Origin of the sequence: Aeromonas sp. FDAARGOS 1414 (assembly GCF_019047065.1) — a bacterium.
In the GTDB taxonomy this organism is placed as follows: domain Bacteria; phylum Pseudomonadota; class Gammaproteobacteria; order Enterobacterales; family Aeromonadaceae; genus Aeromonas; species Aeromonas veronii_A.
Window position 1 is genome coordinate 2,115,807 of sequence record NZ_CP077210.1, and the last position, 24,722, is coordinate 2,140,528.

The 24,722-nt window shown below is 58.6% G+C and carries 20 protein-coding genes; 11 read left to right on the plus strand and 9 right to left on the minus strand.

Features of this window, described 5'->3' with window-relative positions; translation table 11 throughout:
• Nucleotides 1-3: 3 nt before the first annotated feature.
• Nucleotides 4-1,218, plus strand: coding sequence for an ROK family protein (locus I6L44_RS09285; protein ID WP_216954163.1), 1,215 nt, complete (start codon nucleotides 4-6; stop codon nucleotides 1,216-1,218).
• A gap of 71 nt (nucleotides 1,219-1,289) precedes the next feature.
• Here the strand turns inward: I6L44_RS09285 and I6L44_RS09290 are convergent, their stop codons facing one another.
• Nucleotides 1,290-2,906 (minus strand): phosphoethanolamine transferase, encoded by a 1,617-nt coding sequence (locus tag I6L44_RS09290; protein WP_216954166.1) that lies wholly within the window; start codon nucleotides 2,904-2,906, stop codon nucleotides 1,290-1,292.
• A 230-nt stretch (nucleotides 2,907-3,136) separates the two neighbouring features.
• On the opposite strand from I6L44_RS09290, the gene I6L44_RS09295 reads away from it, so the two are divergent.
• From I6L44_RS09295 to I6L44_RS09335, 9 genes are all read left to right on the plus strand, one after another.
• Nucleotides 3,137-4,372, plus strand: coding sequence for an HD-GYP domain-containing protein (locus I6L44_RS09295; RefSeq protein WP_216954168.1), 1,236 nt, complete (start codon nucleotides 3,137-3,139; stop codon nucleotides 4,370-4,372).
• Nucleotides 4,373-4,725: 353 nt separating this feature from the next.
• Nucleotides 4,726-6,396: a sensor histidine kinase gene (locus I6L44_RS09300; protein WP_216954170.1), complete on the plus strand. Its 1,671-nt coding sequence runs from the start codon at nucleotides 4,726-4,728 to the stop codon at nucleotides 6,394-6,396.
• Nucleotides 6,393-7,097, plus strand: a complete 705-nt coding sequence (gene btsR / locus I6L44_RS09305; RefSeq protein WP_216954173.1) for a two-component system response regulator BtsR — start codon at nucleotides 6,393-6,395, stop codon at nucleotides 7,095-7,097. The genes I6L44_RS09300 and btsR overlap by 4 nt, the downstream gene beginning before the upstream one ends.
• A gap of 140 nt (nucleotides 7,098-7,237) precedes the next feature.
• The gene (locus I6L44_RS09310) at nucleotides 7,238-8,659 is read left to right on the plus strand and encodes a carbon starvation protein A (RefSeq protein ID WP_216954174.1); all 1,422 of its coding nucleotides are present in this window, start codon (nucleotides 7,238-7,240) and stop codon (nucleotides 8,657-8,659) included.
• A 223-nt stretch (nucleotides 8,660-8,882) separates the two neighbouring features.
• Nucleotides 8,883-9,221: a DUF3302 domain-containing protein gene (locus I6L44_RS09315; RefSeq protein ID WP_005337862.1), complete on the plus strand. Its 339-nt coding sequence runs from the start codon at nucleotides 8,883-8,885 to the stop codon at nucleotides 9,219-9,221.
• A gap of 3 nt (nucleotides 9,222-9,224) precedes the next feature.
• Nucleotides 9,225-10,262: an HlyD family secretion protein gene (locus I6L44_RS09320; protein ID WP_216954176.1), complete on the plus strand. Its 1,038-nt coding sequence runs from the start codon at nucleotides 9,225-9,227 to the stop codon at nucleotides 10,260-10,262.
• Between the two features lie 115 nt (nucleotides 10,263-10,377).
• Complete coding sequence (locus I6L44_RS09325) at nucleotides 10,378-12,138, plus strand: DEAD/DEAH box helicase (RefSeq protein ID WP_216954178.1); 1,761 nt, start codon at nucleotides 10,378-10,380, stop codon at nucleotides 12,136-12,138.
• 113 nt (nucleotides 12,139-12,251) lie between these two features.
• Nucleotides 12,252-13,691: a D-alanyl-D-alanine carboxypeptidase/D-alanyl-D-alanine-endopeptidase gene (dacB, locus tag I6L44_RS09330; protein ID WP_005350510.1), complete on the plus strand. Its 1,440-nt coding sequence runs from the start codon at nucleotides 12,252-12,254 to the stop codon at nucleotides 13,689-13,691.
• Nucleotides 13,692-13,818: 127 nt separating this feature from the next.
• Nucleotides 13,819-14,082 (plus strand): GrxA family glutaredoxin, encoded by a 264-nt coding sequence (locus I6L44_RS09335; protein ID WP_005337870.1) that lies wholly within the window; start codon nucleotides 13,819-13,821, stop codon nucleotides 14,080-14,082.
• A gap of 105 nt (nucleotides 14,083-14,187) precedes the next feature.
• On the opposite strand, the gene I6L44_RS09340 is transcribed toward I6L44_RS09335, so the two are convergent.
• Complete coding sequence (locus I6L44_RS09340) at nucleotides 14,188-15,033, minus strand: endonuclease/exonuclease/phosphatase family protein (protein WP_005337873.1); 846 nt, start codon at nucleotides 15,031-15,033, stop codon at nucleotides 14,188-14,190.
• A 107-nt stretch (nucleotides 15,034-15,140) separates the two neighbouring features.
• Between I6L44_RS09340 and I6L44_RS09345 the strand changes: the two genes are divergently transcribed.
• Nucleotides 15,141-15,365, plus strand: a complete 225-nt coding sequence (locus I6L44_RS09345) for a hypothetical protein (protein ID WP_216954179.1) — start codon at nucleotides 15,141-15,143, stop codon at nucleotides 15,363-15,365.
• Here I6L44_RS09345 and yciA read toward each other — a convergent pair whose 3' ends face one another.
• From yciA to I6L44_RS09380, 7 genes are all read right to left on the minus strand, one after another.
• A complete protein-coding gene (gene yciA / locus I6L44_RS09350; protein ID WP_033113469.1) occupies nucleotides 15,366-15,770 on the minus strand; it encodes an acyl-CoA thioester hydrolase YciA in 405 nt (134 codons plus the stop codon). It abuts the gene before it with no gap.
• Nucleotides 15,771-15,829: 59 nt separating this feature from the next.
• A complete protein-coding gene (locus I6L44_RS09355; RefSeq protein WP_216954180.1) occupies nucleotides 15,830-16,678 on the minus strand; it encodes an NAD-dependent epimerase/dehydratase family protein in 849 nt (282 codons plus the stop codon).
• A 243-nt stretch (nucleotides 16,679-16,921) separates the two neighbouring features.
• Nucleotides 16,922-17,545 carry a hypothetical protein gene (locus I6L44_RS09360; RefSeq protein ID WP_216954181.1) on the minus strand — a complete coding sequence of 208 codons (624 nt, stop codon included), beginning with the start codon at nucleotides 17,543-17,545 and terminating at the stop codon, nucleotides 16,922-16,924.
• Between the two features lie 30 nt (nucleotides 17,546-17,575).
• On the minus strand, nucleotides 17,576-18,199 hold the full coding sequence (locus I6L44_RS09365) for a hypothetical protein (RefSeq protein ID WP_019445436.1): 624 nt from the start codon (nucleotides 18,197-18,199) through the stop codon (nucleotides 17,576-17,578).
• A 313-nt stretch (nucleotides 18,200-18,512) separates the two neighbouring features.
• On the minus strand, nucleotides 18,513-22,088 hold the full coding sequence (nifJ, locus tag I6L44_RS09370) for a pyruvate:ferredoxin (flavodoxin) oxidoreductase (RefSeq protein WP_216954182.1): 3,576 nt from the start codon (nucleotides 22,086-22,088) through the stop codon (nucleotides 18,513-18,515).
• On the minus strand, nucleotides 22,085-23,731 hold the full coding sequence (locus tag I6L44_RS09375; RefSeq protein ID WP_216954183.1) for an NAD(P)-binding protein: 1,647 nt from the start codon (nucleotides 23,729-23,731) through the stop codon (nucleotides 22,085-22,087). Before I6L44_RS09375 ends, nifJ begins: the two co-directional genes overlap by 4 nt.
• A 176-nt stretch (nucleotides 23,732-23,907) precedes the next feature.
• On the minus strand, nucleotides 23,908-24,660 hold the full coding sequence (locus tag I6L44_RS09380; protein ID WP_216954185.1) for an ABC transporter substrate-binding protein: 753 nt from the start codon (nucleotides 24,658-24,660) through the stop codon (nucleotides 23,908-23,910).
• Between the last annotated feature and the right edge of the window lie 62 nt (nucleotides 24,661-24,722).

Consider the following 24,722-nt stretch of genomic DNA (forward strand, 5'->3'; position numbering starts at 1 on the left):
ATCATGACTGGCGGACAAATAGCAAACGTAGATCTTATCAAGCAGGTCAACAGTGCAGCCGTGTATCGGCTCATCGACTTGCAAGGCCCCATCTCCCGGGTCAAGATTGCCGAGTTGAGTCAGCTGGCCCCGGCCAGCGTGACCAAAATAACCCGGCAACTGATCGAGCATGGCCTGATTAAGGAGACCTCTCCGCAAGCCTCAACCGGCGGGCGGCGTGCCATCTCCCTGACCACCATCAAACATCGCTTTCAGTTTGTCTCTGCCAAGCTGGGCCGCGGCTACCTGCAACTGAGTCTCTATGACCTCGATGGCAAGGAGCTCGACCAGCACGTCATTCAGGTGACCGAGATCGATCAGCAACCCGTGGTCGACATGCTACTGCGGGAGATTGGCGCCTTCATCGATGCCAACAGCGAACGCTGTCGCAACCTCATCAGCATCGCGCTGACCATGCCGGGTCTGGTCAACCCGGAATCCGGTATGGTCATCTACACCCCCAAGTACCAGATCCGCAATCTGGGGCTGGCGAAGCTGCTTGAGAACCACTTCAACCTTCCCTGCTACGTGGGTAACGACACCCGTTCCCTCGCGCTGGCCGAACACTTCTTCGGTGAGTCCCGCGACTGCATGGACTCCATTCTGGTGAGTGTTCACCAGGGGACGGGCTCGGGGATCATCACCAAGGGTCAGGTGTTCCTCGGTCAGAACCGCAACGTCGGCGAGATCGGCCATATCCAGGTCGAACCGCTCGGCAAGCGCTGCCACTGCGGCAACTTCGGCTGTCTCGAGACCATCGCCTCCAACGAGGCCATTGTCGACAAGGTGAAGGAGCTTATCAGCCGCGGTCACCAGAGCGTGCTGCAAGAGAAGCACATCACCATTCAGGAGGTGTGCAAGGCGGCGCTGGCGGGCGATGAACTGGCCCGCAGCGTCATCGAGAACGTGGGTGAGCATCTGGGACGGGCGGTGGCGATTACGGTCAACCTGTTCAACCCGCAGAAGGTGCTGATCGCCGGAGAAATCACCGCCGCCGAAGAGCTCCTCTTCCCGGCCATTCGTCGCTGTGTCGAGCATCAATCCCTGCCGAGCTTCCACCGTGGCCTGCCCATCGTGAAGGCCCGCTTCCAGAACCAGCCGACCTATGGCGGCTTTGCGCTGGTCAAGCGCGCCCTGCTGGAGGGAGATCTGCTGCAGATCATCATGGAGCAGAAGTAAGACACTGATCTTGCTAGATAACAAAACGGCAGCCAGTGGCTGCCGTTTTCTATTGTGTGCTTGCTAGCGGTTTAGCCCGCCCGACATGGCTTGAACAGATCCAGCTTGTTGTCGTAAACACTCGTCTGCACATCCATGATCCCCAGCATGGAGTGAAAGAGGTTGTCATGGGAGAAGCGCTGACTGCTCGCCTCCGCCGCCAGGCAACCCATATCAAGCTGGCGATCGGCCTGTAACTGGGGCGAGAACCAGGTCAGCAGCGGCACCCGGGTCTGATCATCCGGCGCAAACTTGTAGGGCGTGCCGTGCAGATAGAGCCCCATAGCCCCAAGGGATTCGCCGTGATCGGAGAGATAGACCAGTCCCACATCGTACTGGCTCTCCAGCGACTTGAGCTTGTCTATCAGCAGCCCCACCACCTTGTCGGTGTAGCGGATGGTGTTGTCATAGGTGTTGACCAGCTCTTCGTTGCTGCAGTTTTCGATGTCGCTGCGCGGGCAGTCGGGCACGAATACCCGATCAGTGGCAGGATAGCGGCGATAGTAGGTCGGGCCATGGCTACCCATCAGGTGAAAAGCCACCAGCTTGTTGCCCTTCATGCCGGCAATCTGCTGATCCAGCCCCTCCAGCAGCACCTCGTCATAGCAGGACTCCCCCTGACAGAGCGCAGGATAGGATTTGGGGAGGATCTCGATGGTCGGTACATTGCGGCACACCCCTTTGCAGCCGCCATCGTTCTCTTTCCACAGCACAGATACACCGGCATGTTGCAGCACATCGAGCAGGCCGTCACGGGAGCTGGCAAGCTGTTCATCGTAACCGCGGCGAGTGAGGTTGGAGAACATGCAGGGCACCGAGACCGCAGTGGCCGTACCGCAGGAACGCACATCTCTGAACGACACCACCCCCTGCTCTTTTGCCGTAAAGCTGTTGGTCGCCTTGCCATACCCGTTAAGGGAGTAGTTCTGGCTGCGCGCCGTCTCACCCACCACCAGGAACATCAAAGTCGGCTTGCTTCCCCGTGCCACCACCCTGGCATCTGTCCCCAAATACTGGTAGGGGATCGGCGTGGCAAACAGCACATCCCGCCCATACTTGTAGAGGCCGTGCACATAGTTGGCTGGCACAATCTCTTTGGCCAGCGACTTGTTGTTGCGCCCGACCGAGGCGTAATCCTGATAGTAAAGTGACGCGACGCCCCCGATAAACAGCAGAGAGATAGCCAGTGCCCCCGTCCGCAACGCCAACCCCTGATACCAGCGAGCCGGATAGCGGATCCGCAGTGACCAGAGCACCAGAACAGGCAGCAGCCCGGTCAGCAGAAACCAGAGCGCAACCGAACCATTCAAATAGGCCCCCGCCTCACCGCTGTTAGTCTCTACTATGTTCTGGATCATGCCGGCATCAAAGATGACGCCGTATTTGAGCATGGCGTAACTGACGATGGAGCCACTCAGGATCAGCACGGTAAAAAACGGCTTGAGCACAAACCGGAACGTGAAGGGAATAAACACTGTATTTAGCGCCGCAATCAGCACCAGCGGGATCGAAATGACAAATCCGGCTTTGACGTGACTCAGCTCACTGAGCGCCGTGTAAAAGTGCAACAGGATTGGCCAGTTGAGAACCAGCGCGAAAAAGAGAACAAGCAGCAGATTGGTCTGCAGCACACCGAGGGTTACACGCATAAACAACTCCTACATACCGGCCTGCAGCGCAGCGGGCCGGCCAAGCCAACAAAAACGACGGGGCCAGCGTAGGAAGTAAAACTTAAGCGCGAATTAAGAGGAGAAGCACGGCGCTCGTGCGCCCCATCACAGCACGGGGTGCTCCGTAGCCCCGAAATGGATTTTTAGTTGTCTATCCATCGGATTTTGCTAGCTTGTTGAGTAGGCATTCCAGAAATGCAGGTTAACCGATGGCACTGATCCAAGCCTCCATAGAACAGTTGCGGGTAGGCCACTATATCCATCTCCCCACCGGATGGACCAACCACCCGTTTATGTTCAATGCCTTCAAAATCAAAGATCAGCAGCAGCTGGATATCATCCGCCACCTTGATCTGAGCCTGATGATGGTGGATCCGGACAAGAGCGATCTGCCTATCGAGCCACTGTTGCGTGGCGATATCCCCGATGCCGGGCCCGATCTCGAAGAGCTGGAGTCCCTGATTGATGCCGGCCCGCCCCCTTTTGACGAAAAAGCCTTTCGCCGCTCCATGCGCGCCGCCGACAAGGCCTTTGGCCAGTCCATGAGCGAGCTGCGCGATGCGCTCGGGGCACTCAACCTCAAACCGGATGAAGGGCTGGCCAATACCGCCCAGATCGTCCGCAATGCCGCCTTCACCCTCAGTCAGCACGAGGGCCCCCTCGGGCTCCACCTGATCCGTAGTCCCCACACCGATGTCCTGCTGCAGCACAGTCTCAACGTGGCTTTCATTGCCATGTTGATGGCGCGCGAACTGGGGATGAATCCCATCGAGCTGGAAGAGACCGGGCTTGCGGGACTTATCCACGATATAGGTGAACTGAAAATTCCCAGCCAGATCACCCAAAAGCGTGGTGAGCTAAACAAGGCTGAGCAGAACTTCCTCAAGATGCATCCCCAGTACGGATTTGACATGCTGAACCAACTCAATGCCTTTGAGCCCAAAATTCGTCAGGTAGCCCATCTGCACCACGAACGGCTCGACGGTAGCGGTTATCCGCTGGGGATCAAGGGGGGGGAGATCCCGCCGCTGGCGCGGCTGATCGGACTGGTCGACTTCTACGACGAGCTGCTTCATCCCCGCAACAGCGGCACGCCGGCGGCACCGAGTCAGGCCATCAGCCAGCTCTACAAGTTATCCCAGAAGAAGTTCGACCAGAATCTGGTCAAGTTGCTGGTCAAGGTGCTGGGGGTCTACCCGCCGGGATCCCTGGTGAAACTCTCCGACGAGAGCATTGCGCTGGTACTCTCTACCGAACCCACCATGCCCCTCAAGCCGAAGATCCTGCCCTATATCAAGGCCCAGCGGCCGGAAGCGGTCGCCATGATCGATCTGCGGGAAGATGAACGCACCATCAGTGCCTTTATCAAACAGGAGGAGCTGGATGAGGGACAGCGGCAGTTCTTCAATCTGACCCGCCGCTTCTGTTACTACTTTGCATTCTGAGTTATCCCCAGAAGCTGGGGATAACTCATTGGACAAACCGGAATAATTGCACGAATCCCCACCAACAGGTTGCCATCTGACCATGTATAAAAAACGCCCAGCCAGGGGGCCGGGCGGAGCATGCCACTTCCATGTGGCGTATCCGACGGATACATTCATGCTCTATCCATCAATAGCAATCTGTCGCCTCTTACACAAATATCAATTTAACATGCTGATTTAATGTAGTTTTATCCATTTGTTCTGGCAAACTGGCGGTCCGTTGCGACCCGCAGGGCCAACCGAACAAGATCTTGATCACACTTATTCACGGGCTGGTTGTTTTTTAGGCTGGCTGATGAGGCGCGTTTTTTATGCAGTTGGTTCTCTCTTTGTTACAGCAGATGAGCGTCAGCCTGGTGATCGCCTATCTCTTCTCGAAAAGCCCGCTGCTTCGCCCGCTTGCCAACTATTCAGTGAGGATTCCTCACAAGGTACTGATATACATAATATTTTCATGTTTTTGCATCCTCGGAACCTATGTGGGCCTCGATATCGACGATGCCATCGCCAACACCCGGGCTGTCGGCGCCGTCTTGGGGGGATTATTGGGGGGACCGCTGGTGGGCTTTCTGGTGGGGCTGACCGGCGGTCTGCACCGCTATACGCTGGGGGGATTTACCGATCTCGCCTGCGCCATCTCCACCACCTGCGAGGGGTTGCTCGGGGGCATAGTGCACTGGCGACTGATGCGCTCGGGGCGAACGGATGCCCTGTTTGAACCACGCATCGCCTTCTTTACCACTCTCTATGCCGAGATCATGCAGATGGTCATCATCCTGCTGGTGGCGACCCCGTTCGACAAATCCCTGCTGTTGGTACGCACCATCGCCACCCCGATGATTCTGGCCAACTCCTGTGGCGCGGCGCTCTTTATCAGCATGATCCGCGACCAGCAGCGGATGTATGAGAAGTTCTCCCGGGTCTTCTCCGCCAAGGCGCTCAATATCGCCAACCGTACAGTGGGGATCATGAGTCAGGGCTTTACCCCACAGGCAAGCAACAAGATTGCCCGCATCATTCAGGAGGAGACCGGCGTTGGGGCGGTCGCCATCACGGACACCGAGCAGATCCTCGCCTTTATCGGCACCGGCGAAGATCACCATCTGCCGGGCACCCCCATCGCGTCAGCCATCACCATGCAGGCCATCGCCCAGAACAAGGTGCTGTTTGCCGATGGCAACAGCCAGCCCTATCGCTGCAGCCTCTCCTCCGCCTGCCAGCTGGGCTCGGTGCTGGTGATCCCGCTGCAGGGGGACAAGGGGGTGATCGGCACCATCAAGCTCTACGAGCCGAAGAAGCGGCTGTTTCTCAAGATCAACCACACCCTGGGGGAAGGGATTGCCAACCTGCTGTCACAGCAGTTGCTGGCCGGTCGGCTGGAGCAGCATCAGCGGCTGCTGGTGCAGTCCGAACTCAAGCTGATCCAAGCCCAGATCAACCCCCACTTTCTGTTCAACACCCTCAACACCATCAGTGCCATCACCCGGCGCGATCCGGACAAGGCGCGGGATCTGCTGCTGCATCTGTCGCTGTTCTTTCGCAAGAACCTCAAACGCCAAAGCGGCCTTGCGACTCTGCAGGAGGAGCAGGAGCACTGCCAATCCTATCTGGAGATCGAGCTGGCCCGTTTTGGCGATCGGCTGACGGTGATAAACGAGATCCCGCCCCATCTGGCCACACTGCGACTGCCCAGCTTCACCCTGCAACCGTTGATCGAGAATGCCATCAAGCACGGCATCTCGACTCTGCTGGAGCAGGGGCGCATTCGCCTCTGGACCGATGAGCATCCCACCAGCGTCACCATCCATGTGGAAGATAATGCAGGCACCTGGCAAGCACATCCCGCTGGCGACGGTCTGGGCATGACCATCGTAGACCGGCGACTGAAAAGCGCCTTTGGCGAGCGCTATGGCGTGACTATTGCGTGCGAGCCGGAACAGTGGACCCGGGTGTCGTTCACCATCCCCAAGGAGCAACCATGATCCGCACTCTGATAGTCGATGACGAACACTACGCCCGCGAAGAGCTGAGGCAGCAGCTGGCCTGCGATCCTGCCATCGAGATCGTGGGGGAAGCGGCCAACGCCATCGAGGCGCTGCCGCTTATTCAGCGCCTCAAGCCCGACGTGGTGTTCCTCGATATCCAGATGCCCAAGCTGAGCGGCATGGAGCTGGTCGCCATGCTCGACCCCCTGCCCCGCATCGTCTTTGTCACCGCCTTTGACGAATATGCCATTCAGGCCTTTGAAGAGAACGCCTTCGACTACCTGCTCAAGCCGGTGGAGCCTGCCCGGCTCGCCAAGACGCTGGCTCGCCTCAAGCAGGATATCTCCCCGCAGCCCATCGAGCGGCTGGCCCCCACCATCGCACACATTCCGGGCTATCTGCACAATCGGGTCAGGCTGCTGCCCATCGAGCAGGTGGAGTATGCCTTCTCCGATCTTGGCGGGGTCCATGTAGCTTGTCAGGGTGAGCTGTTCCACACCCAGCTCACCCTCAAATCGCTGGAAGAAAAGAGTCCGCTGCTGCGCTGCCACCGCCAGTATCTGGTCTCCCCCAACGCCATCTTCGAGATCCGGCTGCTGGATAACCAGCTGGCAGAGATTGTCACCCCGAGCGGCGCCCGGGTTCCGGTCAGTCGTCGCTATCTCAAGGAGCTCAAAGATCAACTGGGGCTGGACTGAGCCGCGGAGTGTGCGCCTGATCACAGCCGCCGACCGCTCGGCGCGCCAAAGCGCCGCTCGGGGAGTTTCACCTGCCAGTCAGGTGCAACCGTTTTAGACTCGCGCTGCACACTAAAAAATAACAATGCAGGAGCGTAGCAATGATCTGGTTCTTCCTCTGTGTCGGCTTACTTGTGGCCGGCTACTTCATATACGGCAAATTCATCGAACGGATATTCAGCCCGAAACCCGAGCTGAAAACCCCCGCCATCACCATGGCTGACGGGGTGGACTATGTCCCGATGTCGGACAAGAAAGTCTATCTGGTTCAACTGCTCAACATCGCAGGCGTTGGTCCCATCTTCGGCCCCATCCTGGGTGCCCTCTACGGCCCGGTCGCCATGCTCTGGATCGTCTTTGGCTGCATCTTCGCCGGTGCGGTTCACGACTACTTCTCCGGCATGCTGTCGGTACGCGCCAAGGGGGCCTCGGTGCCAACCGTGGTCGGTGAGCATCTGGGCACCGCCGCCAAGCACTTCATGAACCTGTTTGCCGTGGTGCTGCTGATGCTGGTGGGCGTGGTATTCGTGCTGAGCCCGGCAGGGCTGCTCGCCAACCTCACCTCCACCGATCTGGTCTACTGGATCGTGGCAATCTTTGCCTACTACATCCTCGCGACCATAGTCCCCATCGACAAGATCATCGGCCGCTTCTACCCCATCTTCGGCGCCCTGCTGGTCTTCATGTCGGTCGGCCTCATCGTTGGCCTGATCGCCTCCGGCAAAGGCTTCTACAACACCGGGATGGACTTCTCCAACCTGCACCCGACCGAACTGCCGCTCTGGCCGCTGCTGTTCATCACCATCGCCTGTGGCGCGGTATCAGGCTTCCACGCCACCCAGTCACCGCTGATGGCGCGCTGCATGCAGAACGAAAAATCCGGCCGCTTCATCTTCTACGGCGCAATGATCGGTGAAGGGATCATCGCCCTTATCTGGTGCACCCTGGGTCTCTCCTTCTACGACAGCACCGAAGCGCTCAACGCTACCATGGCCAACGGCGGCCCGGCAGCCGTGGTACACGAAGTCTCCACCAGCCTGCTCGGCACCGTGGGCGGCATTCTGGCCATCCTCGGCGTGGTGATCCTGCCCATCACCTCCGGTGACACCGCGTTTCGCAGTGCTCGCCTGATCGTGGCGGACTTCCTGAAGATGACCCAGAAGCCGCTGGCCAAGCGTCTGCTGATCGCCATCCCCATGTTTATCCTTGGCTTCATCATCTCCAAGGCTGAATTCGGGGTGATCTGGCGCTACTTTGGCTGGGCCAACCAGACCACCGCTGTCATCATGCTGTGGGCTGCGGCTGCCTACCTCATCAAAGAGGGCAAGCTGCACTGGGTCTGCACCATTCCCGCCATGTTCATGACTGCTGTCGTGATCACCTATCTGGCCAACGCCCCCATCGGGTTCGGGCTGGAGATGGGAACCTCCACCATCATCGGCCTGACGGCAACGGCGGCCATTACCGTGGCCTTCCTGATGAAGTTCCGCCAGCCCTTGGTCAGCAGTACCAGCGAAGGGTAAAACAGCAAAAAATTGCTGCGAAAGCAGCACAAAAAAGGCGCCTGATGGCGCCTTTTTTAATGACAAAAAGACTAATAAGACAACTGTCGAACGGCTTCAGCTTTAATACAGCGAATAGCTTTAAGATTCCGGGCAAACTGACGATAAATGTGTGATTCTTAATTGCTTTAGTGCTTGTTGGAACCAATGATTAAGCTGTGCGTCATGCCAGTGGAGGTTATAAATGGCCCTTGATTATTTTGCCCTTGGTCTGCTCGTCTTTGTCGGGCTGGTCATTTTTTATGGAGTCATCGTTATCCACGATATTCCTTACGAGATTGCCAAACATCGGAATCACCCTCATCAGGATGCCATTCACGTGGCAGGTTGGGTCAGCCTGTTTACCCTGCATGTGCTGTGGCCCTTCCTCTGGATCTGGGCAACCATCTATCGCCCCGATCGCGGCTGGGGCTTTAGCCAGCGGCTGCAAAAAGATGAAGAGGAGCTGGCGGCCCTCAAGCAGGAGTTGGCGGATCTGAAGAGCCGTATCAACACTATCGAACAGAGTGAGCAACAGGGATAAACCATGGACCTGCTACTGATCCTGACCTACACGGCGCTGTGTGTCGCCATATTCAAAATCTTCCGCATCCCGCTCAACAAGTGGACCGTCCCCACCGCAGCACTTGGTGGCGTGCTGCTCATCGGCACCCTGATCATGCTGATGAACTACAACCACCCCTACTCCGAGATGGCGCGCAACTACTACGTCTCCACCCCCATAGTGCCGCTGGTCAAGGGCCGGGTCGTTGAGGTTCCGGTGCAGGCCAATCAGCCGGTGAAGAAAGGAGATGTGCTGTTTCGCCTCGATGATGAGCCGTTCCGCCTCAAGGTGGATAGCCTCACCGCACGGGTCGAATCCAACCGCGAGCACCTCAAGTCCATCGAGGCGAGACTGCGCTCAGCCAAGCTGGATCGGGATCGCGCCAGCGACCTGATGCGCCGTGGCGTGGGCAAGCAGCGCGACCTCGACGTCACCCAGGCCAACGTGGACGATATCGTGGCCCAGATTGACCAGCAGAAAGCCACCCTGAACGATCTGCAAGCCCAGCTGATGGAAGCCAAGTACCAGCAGTCCCAAACCGTGGTCTATGCCCCGAGCGATGGTCATGTGGTGCAGCTGGCCCTGCGCCCCGGCATGATCGCCACCCCCTTCATGTATCGTCCGGTGATGACCTTCATCCACAAGGATGACACCGCCTACGTCGGCTGGTTCTGGCAGAACAGCATGCAGCGACTGGCGGTGGGCGATGAGGCCGAAGTGGTGATCGATGGCGTACCCGGCAAGATCTTCAAAGGCAAGGTAACCGCCGTGGTTCCGGCCATTGCCGCCGGTAACGTGCAGGCCAACGCCGGTCTGCTGGATCAAACCACTGCGGTGCGCCCGGGTCGTCTGCCGGTGGTTATCTCCATCACCGACCCCGAGTGGGCCAAGTATCAGGTAATAGCAGGCTCCAGCGGGCAGGCTGCCATCTATACCCACTACTTCCACCATGTATCTGTGATGCGCAAAGTACTGCTGCGCATGGCAAGCTGGATGAACTACATCTTCCCGTTCCATTGATCAGCACCCAAGCACCCTGCGGGCCGGCATCATGCCGGCCCGCTGTTTTTGTGACGGCAAGCACCCTATAATGGCGCCATCCTGCACCACCCCACATCGACACACCCAAGCCTGCATGTTCGTTCTCAGACCCTATCAGACCGATGCCGTCAACGCCGTGATCAGCCACTTTCGCAAACACCCGGATCCCGCCGTGGTAGTGCTGCCCACCGGTGCCGGCAAGAGTCTGGTGATCGCCGAGCTGGCCCGCAAGGCGCGCGGCCGGGTGCTGGTGCTGGCCCACGTCAAGGAGCTGGTGGAGCAGAACCATGCCAAGTACGAGGCGTGGGGGCTCAAGGCCGATATCTTCGCTGCCGGTCTGGATCGCAAGGAGGCGAGCGCCCAGGTGGTGTTCGGCTCGGTGCAGTCGGTTGCCCGCAATCTGGATGCATTTGACGGAGCGTTTTCGCTGCTGATCATCGATGAGTGCCATCGGGTCTCGCTCGATGATGACAGCCAGTACCATCAGGTTATCGACCACCTCAAGGCCGCCAATCCGGCCCTCAAGATCCTCGGTCTCACCGCCACTCCCTATCGGCTCGGGCTGGGCTGGATCTACCGGCGCCACTATCACGGCATGGTCAAGAGCCACGGCGAGCGGCTGTTTGGCGACTGCGTGTTCGAGCTGCCCTTGCGTTTTATGGTCAAAAACGGCTACCTGACCCCACCGCGCATGGTGGATGCTCCCATAGTCCACTACGACTTCAGCAAGCTGGTGGCGCGGGAGAACGGCCTCTTCAGCGAGGCGGATCTCAACGGCGAGCTCAAGCGCCAGCAGCGGGTCACCCCCCATATCCTGAGTCAGGTGCTGGAGTATGCTGCCGACCGGCAGGGGGTGATGATCTTTGCCGCCACCGTCGAGCACGCCCGCGAAATTCACGGCCTGCTTGGCGCCCGAGGCCAGCAGGCAGCTCTTATCACCGGCGAGACGCCGGGGCCGGAGCGCGATGCCCTCATCAGCGCCTTCAAGGCGCGGGAGCTCAAGTTTCTGGTCAACGTGGCGGTGCTCACCACCGGCTTCGATGCCCCCCATGTCGATCTTATCGTGATGCTGCGCCCCACCGAGTCGGTCTCGCTCTATCAGCAGATCGTCGGGCGGGGCCTGCGCCTCTCGCCGGGCAAGGAGGATTGTCTGGTGCTCGACTATGCGGGCAACAACTTCAACCTGTTCGCCCCCGAAGTGGGGGAGCCCCGCCCCCATGCCGGTACCGAGCCGGTACAGGTGCCCTGCCCCGCCTGCGGTTTTGCCAACACCTTCTGGGGCAAGACCGACGAGGATGGCAAGGTGATCGAGCACTACGGACGCCGCTGTCAGGGGCTGTTTGAAGATGACGAGGGCAACCGCGAAGAGTGTGACTACCGCTTTCGCGCCAAGATCTGCCCCGGCTGCGGTGCGGAGAATGACATCGCCGCCCGCAGCTGCCAGAGCTGCGATCAGCTGCTGGTGGACCCTGACGACAAGCTCAAAGAGGCGCTCAATCTCAAGGATTGCATGGTGATCCGCTGTGCGGGGCTAACCCTCACAGCCGGGCGCGGCAAACAGGGGGAGCGGCTGGAGGTGACCTACCACGATGAGGATGGGTTGACCCTCAGCGAATACTTCAGATTTCACTCCTCGGGCGCACGGCGCTTGTTTCAACAGCACTTTGTGCGTCATCATTGGCCCGCCCCGGGGCTGGAGCCCGAATTTGCCACCCTGGCGAGCGTGCTGGCCGCGCAAAGCCAGTTCCGTCATCCGGATTTTGTTATCGCCCGCAAATCGGGTCGCTTCTGGCAGATAAAAGAGAAAATTTTTGATTATGAGGGTCGCTATCGTACCGCCAACTCGATGGCATGATGGCGACCGGCATACATGGCATGAATTGCATTACCCCCGTCGATCCCGCATCGGCTGGTTGAATTATCAGGGTCGGCACCACTGCCGGGCCCTTCGTCACGTTAGAGGATGTTATGCAGCGGCTGTTGATTGGTTTTTGTGCTCTCTTTTCTTCTCTGGCGGCTCATGCCGCCCCGCTGACGCCCCCTCAGGGTGGCCAGTACGCCATCATGGTGCAGGGCAATAACGGCGTCGAGTTCGCCCGCCACGCGGATCAAATGATCGCTCCAGCTTCCACCATGAAGGTGCTCACCGCGCTGGCGGCCCGCCTCGAGCTGGGTGCCGACTTCCGCTTCGCCACCGACATTCAGGCCCAACCCGGTGCCAAACAGGGTGACACCATCAACGGCGATATCTGGATCAACTTCGTCGGCGACCCCACCCTCTCCCGCATGGATCTGCTCGCCCTGTTCAAACAGCTCGGCGTCACCAGCATCAAGGGCAACGTCTACGTCAACACCGGCGCCTACAACGGCTACGAGCGCGGCAACGGCTGGTCGTGGGGGGATCAGACCCTCTGCTTCGCCGCGCCCGTCTCCTCGGTCATCATCGACAAGAACTGCGCCTACGGCACCATCACTGCCACCCAGATTGGCAAACCGGCGGTCGGCAACGTGGCCACAGGCGTCCCCATCGGCATCGGTGCCGACAACGTGGAGGTGATGAGCTATGGCGACATGGCGCGCCAGTTCTGCGCACTGGAAGTGGACATGGCCAAGGGCAACTTCTACGAGCTCAAGGGCTGCATCACCCCGAACAAGGAGCCGCAGGGACTGCGTTTCGCCATTCACGACGTGGAAGCCTGGGGCTGGGACAACATCCGCTGGGCGATGAACCGGGCCGGTATCAAGCATGATGGCCTGCTGCGGGTCACCCACAAGGCCCCTGAAGGGGCAGAGACCCTCGGCACCCACTACTCGGTCTCCCTGCCGGTGATGCTCGCCAAGATGCTGAAGAAATCGGACAACCTCTATGCCGATACCTTCCTCAAAACCGTGGGCCGTCACTACTACAACAAGCCGGGCAGCTATCGCAGCGGCACCATGGCGGTGCGCGCCATCCTGACCAAGAACGGCATCGATCTGGGCAATGCCACTCTGGCTGACGGCTCCGGTCTCTCCGCTCACAATCTCATTAGCGCCCGTCAGATGATGTCGGTGCTGAACTTCATCCAGAAAAATGATGCCGAACTTGGCCTGATCAAGCTGCTGCCAAGCTCCCAGGTGGATGGCACCCTGGCGTGGCGCCGCAGCGTCACCGCTCCCATGATGAAGAACAAGGTCCACGCCAAGACCGGCACCATCACCGGCACCTCCAATCTGGTGGGCTTTATCGACACGGCAGGCGGCCAGCGCAAGGCGTTCGTGATGTTCCAGCGCGGCCTGTCCCAAGATCCGGCCACCCATGAGCGCTACCGCGCCAGCAAGGCGCCGTGGCCCTGGACTGTGTTCGAGAAGGGGGTGCTGGAGAGCATCTATCAGCAGCAGCCGATCCAGATCGCCGATGAGAGCTGAGCCAATAGGCCCACTCGAATCACGGTATCGATAATTTCGGCTTCAAGTCGCCACGAGGCAGGGCTATGCTGTTGCCTGTCTCATATCAACGGCCATACAAAAACGGCTTAAAAAACGGAGAGAAAATATGTTTGCAGTGATTTTTGGTCGCCCGGGTTGCCCCTACTGTGTCCGTGCCGTACAGATCGCCGAGCAGCTGACCGAACAGCGCGATGACTTCAAATTCCGCTACGTGGATATCCATGCCGAAGGCATCACCAAAGAAGATCTGGCCAAGAGCGCCGGCAAGCCGGTCAATACCGTGCCGCAGATCTTCCTGGATGAGCAGCACATCGGTGGCTGCACCGATTTCGAAGCCTACGCCAAAGCGAATCTGGGTCTCTACCAGTAATGTGCCTGCGGGTCATCCCGAGAGGGTTGACCGCCAGAGCGTAAAAAATCCGGCGCTATCAGGCGCCGGATTTTTTTATGGGCAACACGCGCACATCATCCCCGATCAGGGGGTCACCGACTGGGCGGCAAAGCGCGCAATGATGGGGTTGTGATCCGAGCTGTCGGTGGCCGGTGAACTCACCTCGACCAGATCCAGATTGCGGTAGTAGAGATGATCCAGTGGGCGACCGAAGGCGGTACGGCGCAGGTCAGGCACCGGCACGGCCTCTTGCAGACCCAGCTCGTCCACCAATTTATTCAGCCAGAACTGGCGCTTGTCGCTCCAGGTATTGAAATCACCGGCCAGGATCACCGGCCCCTGATGGCGGCGCACCAAGGCAGTCAAATCGTTGAGCTGCTCGCGGAAGGTAGCCATCCCCAGCTCGAAATTGACCGCATGGATATTGATGACCATAACGCCGTCAGGATCGCCCTGCAGCGGATAGAGGCTCACCAGCCCGGATTTGGGGATGCGCAGCAAGGGCTCGGGGGAGCGCACGCCACAGACGAACGCCTGCGGGGTCTTGGCCACCGTCATTACCCCGAACGACACGCCGCCCTGGGTGAAGGCTTGCAGCTGTTGCCACTGGAAATCACCGGCGCGCAGCCAGTCGAGCATATCGGGACGGGTAGCCGACTCTTGCAACAGCACCAGATCCTGCCCCTTGGCATAACTGTCCATCCCTTCACGCCAGTTCTTGCGCTGGCCCTTGTAGAGATTCCACACCGTCACCCCGAATTCACGGGGCAGCGCCGTGGTCGCCAACGCTACCAGCGGCGGACGTTGGCAGTCGAGTCCCGGCACAATCCCTTGAGCTGTGACCAGATGGTTCTGATCCGGCACCTCAAAACAGCCTACCAACCCCAGGGTCAGCAGGGAGGTGCCAAGAATGCGATAACTATTTTTCATTGGCTAACAACCGCCCGCCTTTGCTTTTTGTTGCGACCATCACAAACGTCATCCACGCCGACTAAGCTGATAGTCCCTGTTCCACCCAACCAGAAGGACGCTGTCTCATGGCAAAAGAACTTCGGTACAACGTGACGTTTTATGATCAACAAGGAAATTGTCATCAAGTGGAGCTGTCCACCGTCTATCAGATAAGACGGGACCCTCAATGCGATCTCTGCCTGTTTGACACCCTGCAATATGTGGGCTCGGAAGAGATGCTGGAACGCATGATACGGCAAAAAACCGGGTTTGAGCAGGAAATATCCATCATCAATGCCCGGCTGATTTAATCAGGCACTCACCGGAACCGGGCGGGATTTGCCATGTTCGTCGATGGCGACATAGGTGAAGATCCCCTCGGTCACACAGTAACGCTGGGCATCGTTTTCCCGCAGTACCGGCTTGACCCACACCTCCAGCTTGAGCTTCATGGAGCTGCGCCCGATCTTCATGCAGCGGCCGTAGCAGCAGACCACATCGCCCACCTTGACCGGACTGTGAAAGGTCATGCCTTCGACGGATACGGTACAAATACGTCCTTTTGCCAGCTCCTTGGCCATAATGCCCCCACCTATATCCATCTGGGACATGATCCAGCCACCAAAGATGTCGCCATTGGGGTTGGTATCGGCTGGCATTGCCAGGGTTCTCAGCAACAACTCCCCATCGGGGTGACGTTTTGTATCTACCATCATTACCGCCTCTCTCTCATGGATGGCGGCATGATAGGGGGCGATCACCCCCTTGGCAAACCTCAATTGCCCGAGGCGGCGAGCTCGGCAAACCAGTGGGCCGGATCGGGCCAGCGATAGTTGAATCCCATCTGCTGGCAAATCAGCTGACCGTCGATGGGCTGAAATTCACCGGCAGGCTCGATAAAGACCGGAACTGGCAGCCCCTGCTGACGCGCCGCAAAGGGGTAGAACTGCTCGCGGCGCGGATGCACCGGCGCGCTCAGGTTGAAAACATCCCCATCCTTGCCCCGCTCCAGCAGCAGCATGCAAGCCGCCACCACATCGTCCAGATGGACCAGATTGACCGACTGAGCGCCGCCATCCAGCGTTTTGCCCGCAAGGAAACGGCCGGGATGGCGATCCGGGCCATATAGGCCGGAGGGGCGCACTATCATCACCGTCTCGAAACCGGCCGCCAGCACCGCCTGCTCCGCCGCAAGCATCCGCTCGCCACGGGCATGGCGGGGTTGGGGCTGTTCACCTTCTTCTTGACCCGCACCCCATACCGAGGTGGCGCTGACAAACAGCACCCGCCGGGTGCCATTCGCTTTGGCAAGCTGACAGGCCTTTGCCACCGCTTGCGGATAGTCATCGGTCTTGCTGGGCGGTACGCAAATAACCAACGATTCGCAGGGGATGGGCCACGGCGCTTGTTGATCAGCAACGGGCATCCCGGCAGAGCCCATGTTGGCAGAGATGGTCAGCGGATGGGCAGCGATCCCCTCCCCCTGCAGACGGGCCGCCTTCTCGGCGCTGCTGACCGTCACCACCACCGGCTTGCCTGCCGCCAGCAGGGCCCGCGCCAGCGGCAGCCCGAGCCAACCCGCCCCCAGAATACCGATCGTCCCGGCGATATGTTGTTCTGTCATCGTCCCTTCTCCTGCTTGACGCTATTTGCCCCGCAGCTTACCTGCCTTGGTCGGAAAAGGAAGTCTTGGCCAACTCTCCTAGAGCCTACAGATAGACAAATGCCGCCAAGACGGCGGTATCTGTCTATCTGCTAACAACACCCAGATTCATATTTACCCCCACATCACTTCCCTCGCTCGGTCAGCCTGAGGGACAGAGAAAAGAGTAAAGGCTACAATCACAGAACTTAACTCAGAAAATTGTTAGAGATTATTTGATATCGGAGGCATACAAATTGCTCTTTTTTCTGCCAACTTCAATATTTCACGTTGCAGTGGCAGCCGACCAGATAATACAACAGACTGCATACAAGCTAAAATAGCCAGTCCATTTGCATTTTTTAGCACATCATGAATTAGCTTTACTGGATATCCTTCACTATGTCTTCGAATAGGATGGATACCTGCATGTACATAAGAGTTTAAAGCTTTCCATGAATGATCTTTGAAGCGAGAAAGAGCCTTGAATGCTTCTATAGGAGCATCCTTTGCTAGTGCATCCATCATTAGTGACATTTGTGGAATGTTTTTCGCTGCTTGTTCCGACTCTAAAGTCAATTCAACACTCAGCTTTGCTAACTGAGCATCTGAAGCGCTATATAGTAACCAAATGGAACGAACTATCGATTCAAATTGCGATCTATGAACGACAAGAGCAGAAGGTAAATAGCCAAGCTCTAAAGTTACTCTTATTGAATGCCAATGTTCCAATGATAAGCTACATGCCACATCACTAATCACAACGCGTGCTGAATTATCACAAAGCGGACAATTAATAACTTTATACAGCTCTTCCGACAATTTTGTCGACTGTGTAAATATATCCATATATTATTACTCTCCATTATTAACCTAACTCTAAAGATAGACAGCAGACATGCCAACAAATACAACCAAAACAAAATACTGAACAATTAGCATTACGCTCTGCCAAAAGTAATTTACAATCATCCTTTTATGATGAAAGTTCCGATTTTCTTTTGCCTTGCTCATTGATCTGCTCAACGCCAGCTTCATATACCATGGACATAAGTTTTGGAAAGATGAAATGCTTTTCATTAAGTCAAACTCAGATTTTATATCCAGACCATTTCTTTCTGCCATTTTCTCTATGTTTTGAACATGCTGCTCATAATTATCAATTATTGGAATCAAACGTTCTCTTACTTCGATTGAAGTAGAAATGCTAAGCGAACACAACATTGCGTAATATTTTTGAAACAATGAGAATAATAATGAGACAGCTAAACAAGAAAATAGGAACTTAAGTTCAGATTGCTCATAAAAATTAGCCATTTTATCGACATTAGTTACTGATAACCCTGCAACAGCCGCACTACCTGCCGCAGCCCAAGTTGATAATTTATCTATAATTGGACTTGTTGAGACTGTTGCCTCAGCCAAAGCACCTACTGAGTCATAATGAACATTCTCATCAGTGATTACTTTCCAATTTTCTAAAGACTTCTCGAACTCTGTCATTTACAGCACTCCTATTTATTATAAATGCCTATATCACACAAGATGAAATTCTTATATATTTTTCCAAGCTCGTTCTAAATCACCAACCACATCATTACCTAGTCTAACACCAAATTGTTAGTTAACTTGAACTTTCTTACATAGAGAATATGACCAACGTACCTTATTTACATATGAAATGTATGTCTTATTAACACCACACATTTATACATCTACAACAAATAAATATATGTGTAAAAATATATATTAACCTTGATAGCCAGATAAAAAGCGGGCCAATGGCCCGCTTGGTTATATTTCACTCACACAATCCTCACACCGGCGGATGGAAATGGCTGGCTTCGCGGGTGGCCATCTCCTCGTAGGTGGCCCACTTCTGCCACGCCACTTGTTGCGCCACCTGCATCAGCCGCTCGGCCTCCTCCGGATGGCTCTGGGCCAGCACCCGATAACGGGTCTCCTCCTGCCGATATTCAGCAAGGGGGATAGAGGGGCGCAGGCTGTCGAGGCTAAAGGGGTTCTGCCCCGCACTGCGCAATACCGGGTTGTAGCGCATCAGCGGCCAGTGACCGGAGGCCACGGCCCGTTTTTGCTGGGTCAGGCCAAACTCCATATCGATGCCGTGGGCGATGCAGTGGCTGTAGGCGATGATCAGCGACGGGCCCGGATAGGCTTCGGCCTCACGCAACGCTTGCAGCGCCTGCTGCGGGTTGGCACCAAAGGCGATGCGGGCAACATAGACGTTGCCGTAGGAGATGGCCTGCAACGCCACATCCTTCTTGGCCAGCGTCTTGCCTCCCGCCGCGAATTTGGCGACGGCACCGAGCGGGGTCGATTTCGACATCTGGCCGCCGGTGTTGGAGTAGACCTCGGTATCCATCACCAGCACGTTCACATCGCGCCCGGAGGCGAGCACATGATCGAGCCCCGCCGAGCCGATGTCATAGGCCCAGCCATCGCCGCCGATGATCCAGACCGAGCGGCGCACCAGCTGATCGATAAGCGACAGCAGCTCGCGGGCCTTGCCGGACTTTACCTCTTCCAGCCGCTCGCGCACTTGCGCGACCCGGGTGCGCTGGGCGCGGATCTCCGACTCCAGCCGCTGCGGGGCGCTAATCAGGGTATCGACCAGCTCGGCGCCCAGCTCCCCCTTCATCGCTTCGAGGGCTGCCACCGCCTGACCGTGATGCTGATCGGCGGTGAGACGAAAACCAAAGCCAAACTCGGCGTTGTCCTCGAACAGGGAGTTGGACCAGGCTGGCCCCTTCCCTTCGCCATTCTTGGCCCACGGCGTGGTCGGCAGGTTGCCACCATAGATGGAGGAGCAACCGGTAGCGTTGGCTACCAGCATGCGATCGCCAAACAGCTGGGTCAGCAGCTTGAGATAGGGGGTCTCGCCACAGCCGGCGCAGGCACCGGAGAACTCGAACAGGGGTTCGAGGAACTGGGCACCGCGCACCGTGGAGAAATCCACCCGCTCGCGGGCAGGCCACGGCAGACTCTCGAACCAGCGCAGCGCCTGTTTCTGGCCAGCCAGATGGGGCGCCTTGTCCATCATGGTGATGGCGCGCTCGCCCTCGTGTTCCTCATCGGCCCCGACCCGCACCGGACAGGCCTGCACGCACTGACCGCAGCCGGTGCAATCCTCCGGATAGAGTTGCAGGGTGTAGCGGCTGTCGGGGAAGCCCTTGGCGGTAACGGGCACCGACTGGGCTGCCTCGGGGGCGGTCGCCAGCCAGTCCTGATAGTAGAACTTGGCCCGCAGCGCCGCGTGGGGGCAGACAAAGACACAGTTGCCGCACTGGATGCAGATATCGGAGTGCCAGATCGGGATCTCGCGGGCGATATCCCGCTTCTCGAAGCGACTGGTGGCGGTGGGGTAAGTGCCATCCACCGGCAACATGGAGACCGGAATAAGATCGCCACGCCCCGCCAGCATCTCGCCGGTGACCCGCTGGACAAACTCGCTGCCACCCGGTGCCAGCGGTAGCGGATAGTCGCTGATCTGCTCCTCACCGGCCGGGATGGCCACCTGATGGAGATGAGCCAGAGTGTCATCCACCGCCGCGAAGTTGCGCTCAACCACTTCGGGCCCCTTGCGGGCATAACTCTTCTCGATGCTCTCCTTGATCAGCGCAATGGCCTCATCCCGCGGCAAGACTCCGGCCAGCGCGAAAAAGCAGGTCTGCATAATGGTGTTTATGCGATTGCCCATGCCGTTTTGCTCGGCCACCCGATCCCCATCGATGCAGTAGAGGCGGATATCGAGGGCGCGAATGCGGGCACGCAGCCGCTCGGGCAGCTGGCCCCACACCTTGTCAGCCTCGTAGGGGGCATTGAGCAGCAGGGTCGCCCCTTCGGCGGCGTGCTCCAGCAGATCGACCGATTCGACAAAGCCCCACTGATGGCAGCCGATAAAGCTCGCCTGCTCGATAAGCCAGGGGGCGTCGATGGGCTCGGGGCCAAAGCGCAGGTGGGAGACGGTGCGCGAGCCCGACTTTTTGGAGTCGTAGACGAAGTAGCCCTGGGCGTGGAAGCCCTCCAGCTCACCGATGATCTTGATGCTGTTCTTGTTGGCGCCCACCGTGCCGTCGGCACCGAGGCCGAAGAAGAGCGCCCGCACCCGGCTGGCAGGCTCCAGATCGCCGATGGGGTGCCAGGCCAGACTGAGGCCCGACACATCATCCACAATCCCCACCGTAAAGCGGGGGCGCGGCGCATCGGATGCCAACTCCTCGAACACCGCCGCGCACATGGCGGGGGTGAACTCTTTGGAAGAGAGGCCATAGCGACCGCCGCTCAGCCAGGGCAGCCGCTTGATAAGGCCGCGCTGCAAACCGTCGATAAGGGCGCTCTGCACATCCAGCAGCAGCGGCTCGCCGCCCGCCCCCGGCTCCTTGGTGCGATCCAGCACCGCCATGCGCCGCACGCTCTGCGGTAGCGCATCGAGCAGCGCCTGTACCGGGAAGGGGCGATAGAGGCGCACAACCAAGACCCCGGTCTTGCGATCCTGTTGATTGAGCCAATCCACAGTCGTGCGGGCGGTGGCCGCTCCCGAGCCCATCAGTACGATGACGTCGGTGGCATCGGGCGCGCCGTGGTACTCCACCAGCCGGTAGTGGCGGCCGGTCAGCTCGCCGAGATTGTCCATGCACTGCTGCACCCGCGCCGGTACCGCTTCGTAGAAGGGGTTGACGCTCTCGCGGGACTGGAAATAGGTATCCGGGTTCTGGGCGGTACCGCGCATCACCGGATGATCCGGGTTGAGGGCCCGCGCACGGTGGGCGCGTACCCAATCGTTGTCGATCAGCGCCCGGATCTCATCCCGATGCAGGGCGGTGATCTTGTTCACCTCGTGGGAGGTACGAAAGCCGTCGAAAAAGTGGATAAAGGGCACCCGGCACTGCAGGGTGACGCTGTGGGCGACCAAGGCCAGGTCCTGCGCCTCCTGCACCGAGCCGGAGGCGAGCATGGCAAAGCCGGTGCTGCGCGCCGCCATCACGTCCTGATGGTCACCAAAAATCGACAGCCCCTGCGCCGCCAGCGAGCGGGCCGCCACATGGAACACCGCCGAAGTCAATTCACCGGCGATCTTGTACATGTTGGGCAGCATCAGCATCAGCCCTTGACTGGCGGTGAAGGTGGTGGCGAGCGCCCCCGCCTGCAGGGCGCCGTGTACCGTGCCGGCCGCCCCCCCTTCACTCTGCATCTCCACCACGGTGGGGATGTTGCCCCACAGGTTGGTCTGCCCTTCTGCCGCCCAGGCATCGGCCAGTTCGGCCATAGTCGAGCTCGGGGTGATGGGGTAGATGGCACACACTTCACTCAGCTGGTACGCCACCCGAGCCGCGGCTTCGTTACCGTCGACCATGATCAATTCATGTTTCATAGGGACTCCTCCGGTTGGCGCAGCTCGATGGCGTGACAAGGGCACTGATCATGACAGGCACCGCAGCCGGTGCAGCGCTCCGCATCCACCTGATACCCCTTGCCCGGCCCCAGCTTGGCTATGGCCTGCTCGGGGCAACTGCCATAGCAGCCGTCGCACTCGAAGCAGTTGCCGCAGGAGTAGCAGCGCGCCGCCTCGTAGCGGGCGGCCACCTCATCCAGCCCGCCGATGATCTCGCCAAAGTCATCCCGCGCCCACGCCGGTTTGACCGGCTGACTGCTGGCCGGAGCGTGGGTCTGGAACCAGAGCTGCAACTGCTCTGGCCCCACCAGCGGGTAGGAGACCATCTTTTGGTAGTGGCGACCGCGCAGCCAGGCATCCATATGGCGCGCCGCCTTCTTGCCATGGCCGGTGGCGATGGTGACGGTGCGCTCGGAGGGCACCATGTCGCCGCCCGCAAACAGACCCGGCACATCCGTCATCAGGTTGCCAGCCACCTGTACGACCCCCTCCTTGTTGACCCGCACGCCGGGCATGCTCTCCAGCACAGAGAGATCGACCTCCTGACCGAGCGCCAGAATAAGGGAGTCCGCTTCGAGGGTTTCAAACTTGCCGGTGGGCACCGGCTTGCCATCGGCATCCAGCGCCATCACCTCCACCTCGATATTGGTGCTATCGAGCTGGCGGATGCTGCGCAGCCAGTTGATCTTGATCCCCTCCTCCTCGGCCTCGTCGGCTTCAAAGGCGTGAGCAGGCATATGGTCCCGGTCGCGGCGGTAGATGATCATTGCCTCTTCAACGCCCAAACGGCGGGCGGTACGGGCCGCATCCATGGCGGTATTGCCACCCCCATAAATCGCTACCCGCCGTCCCAGTTTGGGGGGCGGCAAGCCCTGCTCTTCGGCCAGACTGGCCTGCTCTAGGAAACTCACCGCATCGAGGATCTTGCCCGCTTCCCGGGCCGGAATATCGACCCGCTTGGCCAGATGGGCGCCGATGGCCATAAAGACGGCATCAAAGCCCCCCTCGTCGCGCTCGCGCAGCACATCCTCCACCTTGTGGTTGAGGGTCAGGGTGACACCAGCAGCCACGATGCGGGCCACCTCCCGATCCAGCACGTCGCGGGGCAGACGGTAGGCGGGAATGCCAAAGCGCAGCATGCCGCCAGCAAGCGGCCCCGCTTCGCGGATCTCCACCTGATGACCGAGCCGGTTGAGGTGCCAGGCGCAGGAGAGACCTGAGGGACCAGCGCCTATGACCAGCACCTTCTTGCCGCTGGCAGGGGCAGGTGGCGCAGGCTGCCAACCACGGGCCAGCGCTTCGTCGCCGAGGAAGCGTTCGATGGCGTGGATAGAGACGGATTCATCCACCTGACCGCGGTTGCAGGCGCTCTCGCAGGGGTGATAGCAGACCCGGCCATGGATGGCGGGCAAGGGGTTCTCTTCGATCAGGGTCTGCCAGGCCGCCTCAAAACGGCCGGCCTGCGCCAAAGAGAGCCAGGCCTGGATATTTTCTCCGGCCGGGCAGGCGTGATTGCAGGGTGGCAGGGCCGGCCGCCAAACGGGTAGCCGGGTACGCACCGGGCCTGTTCCCGTTTTCAGGGAGAGATCCGGCAATGGGGTCATGTCCAGTTGTTTGCTCATACATTGCTTTCTTCTTTTTGTGTGACAGGCCCCACCCGATGGCGCTTGATACCGTGTAGCCGAAGCGGACGGTGGCCGGATGGGGAAGAAGCGAAAGCGTTAGAAACTGGGAACTGAGTCGATAATGGCCGCTTTTTTGTACTGATTAGCGAATCAGGATCAAAAAATGTTGCACTTTATGGTTCATAGAGACCAGAACGTGACTCAAGTAACATCTTCTCCAGCTGACCGCTGGCTTTCAGTTTGGCGAGCCCCCGATTGAAGGTTTTGATCAGCTCGTCAGCGTTGGCACGCTTGCGGCTGATCAGCAGGTGGCCTTCAACTTTCATCACGGGTTTTGAATGGGTTGCAAAGAGATCGACCGTGCTGGCCGGGTAGAACTGACGCAGGGAGTAGTAGCCGACATCGATGTTCTCCAGGGTCAGGTCGGCGCGGCCGGAGAGCAGCAGATCAAAGCTCTGGCGCAGCCGGGTGACGAACTGCACCTGCAGCGGCACCTGCGCGATGGCTGCAAAAAAATCTGCATTGTAGGTATAGCCACTGACCGCAGCCAGCTTGCGATCCGCCAGATCCTGATAGCCACGCCATTCCAGCGGGTTTGATTTGAGATAGAACCAGACGTAGGTTTCGCTCAGGATGGGATCGCTGTAGAGATGGGTTTTGCGCCGCTCGCTCGACTCATACCAGTGGACAGTGCCATCCACCACTCCCTCCTCCGACAAGCGAAAGGCCCGCTTCCAGGGCAGAAACTGGAACTTGACGCTCACCCCTTCACTCCTGAATGCCTCGCTCACCACATGGGGGATAAGCCCCTGATATTTCAGCGTCTCGGAGCAGTAAGGGGGATACTCTCCCGTGGTCAGGGTCAGCTCCTGCGCCCAGAGCCCGTGGCAAAAAAGGCTCCCCGCCAGCAACCAGCTTATTTTCATCCCGATGCCCTCTTGTTCTCTTTTCCCAACTATAGACCGCCCCCTTGAAAGGATTGCCGGAT

Bases quoted from the DNA above. Each gene is read 5' to 3' on its own strand.
- I6L44_RS09285 (WP_216954163.1), top strand. From the start codon at position 4: ATGACTGGCGGACAAATAGCAAACGTAGATCTTATCAAGCAGGTCAAC.
- I6L44_RS09290 (WP_216954166.1), bottom strand. From the start codon at position 2,906: ATGCGTGTAACCCTCGGTGTGCTGCAGACCAATCTGCTGCTTGTTCTC.
- I6L44_RS09295 (WP_216954168.1), top strand. From the start codon at position 3,137: ATGGCACTGATCCAAGCCTCCATAGAACAGTTGCGGGTAGGCCACTAT.
- I6L44_RS09300 (WP_216954170.1), top strand. From the start codon at position 4,726: ATGCAGTTGGTTCTCTCTTTGTTACAGCAGATGAGCGTCAGCCTGGTG.
- btsR (WP_216954173.1), top strand. From the start codon at position 6,393: ATGATCCGCACTCTGATAGTCGATGACGAACACTACGCCCGCGAAGAG.
- I6L44_RS09310 (WP_216954174.1), top strand. From the start codon at position 7,238: ATGATCTGGTTCTTCCTCTGTGTCGGCTTACTTGTGGCCGGCTACTTC.
- I6L44_RS09315 (WP_005337862.1), top strand. From the start codon at position 8,883: ATGGCCCTTGATTATTTTGCCCTTGGTCTGCTCGTCTTTGTCGGGCTG.
- I6L44_RS09320 (WP_216954176.1), top strand. From the start codon at position 9,225: ATGGACCTGCTACTGATCCTGACCTACACGGCGCTGTGTGTCGCCATA.
- I6L44_RS09325 (WP_216954178.1), top strand. From the start codon at position 10,378: ATGTTCGTTCTCAGACCCTATCAGACCGATGCCGTCAACGCCGTGATC.
- dacB (WP_005350510.1), top strand. From the start codon at position 12,252: ATGCAGCGGCTGTTGATTGGTTTTTGTGCTCTCTTTTCTTCTCTGGCG.
- I6L44_RS09335 (WP_005337870.1), top strand. From the start codon at position 13,819: ATGTTTGCAGTGATTTTTGGTCGCCCGGGTTGCCCCTACTGTGTCCGT.
- I6L44_RS09340 (WP_005337873.1), bottom strand. From the start codon at position 15,033: ATGAAAAATAGTTATCGCATTCTTGGCACCTCCCTGCTGACCCTGGGG.
- I6L44_RS09345 (WP_216954179.1), top strand. From the start codon at position 15,141: ATGGCAAAAGAACTTCGGTACAACGTGACGTTTTATGATCAACAAGGA.
- yciA (WP_033113469.1), bottom strand. From the start codon at position 15,770: ATGATGGTAGATACAAAACGTCACCCCGATGGGGAGTTGTTGCTGAGA.
- I6L44_RS09355 (WP_216954180.1), bottom strand. From the start codon at position 16,678: ATGACAGAACAACATATCGCCGGGACGATCGGTATTCTGGGGGCGGGT.
- I6L44_RS09360 (WP_216954181.1), bottom strand. From the start codon at position 17,545: ATGGATATATTTACACAGTCGACAAAATTGTCGGAAGAGCTGTATAAA.
- I6L44_RS09365 (WP_019445436.1), bottom strand. From the start codon at position 18,199: ATGACAGAGTTCGAGAAGTCTTTAGAAAATTGGAAAGTAATCACTGAT.
- nifJ (WP_216954182.1), bottom strand. From the start codon at position 22,088: ATGAAACATGAATTGATCATGGTCGACGGTAACGAAGCCGCGGCTCGG.
- I6L44_RS09375 (WP_216954183.1), bottom strand. From the start codon at position 23,731: ATGAGCAAACAACTGGACATGACCCCATTGCCGGATCTCTCCCTGAAA.
- I6L44_RS09380 (WP_216954185.1), bottom strand. From the start codon at position 24,660: ATGAAAATAAGCTGGTTGCTGGCGGGGAGCCTTTTTTGCCACGGGCTC.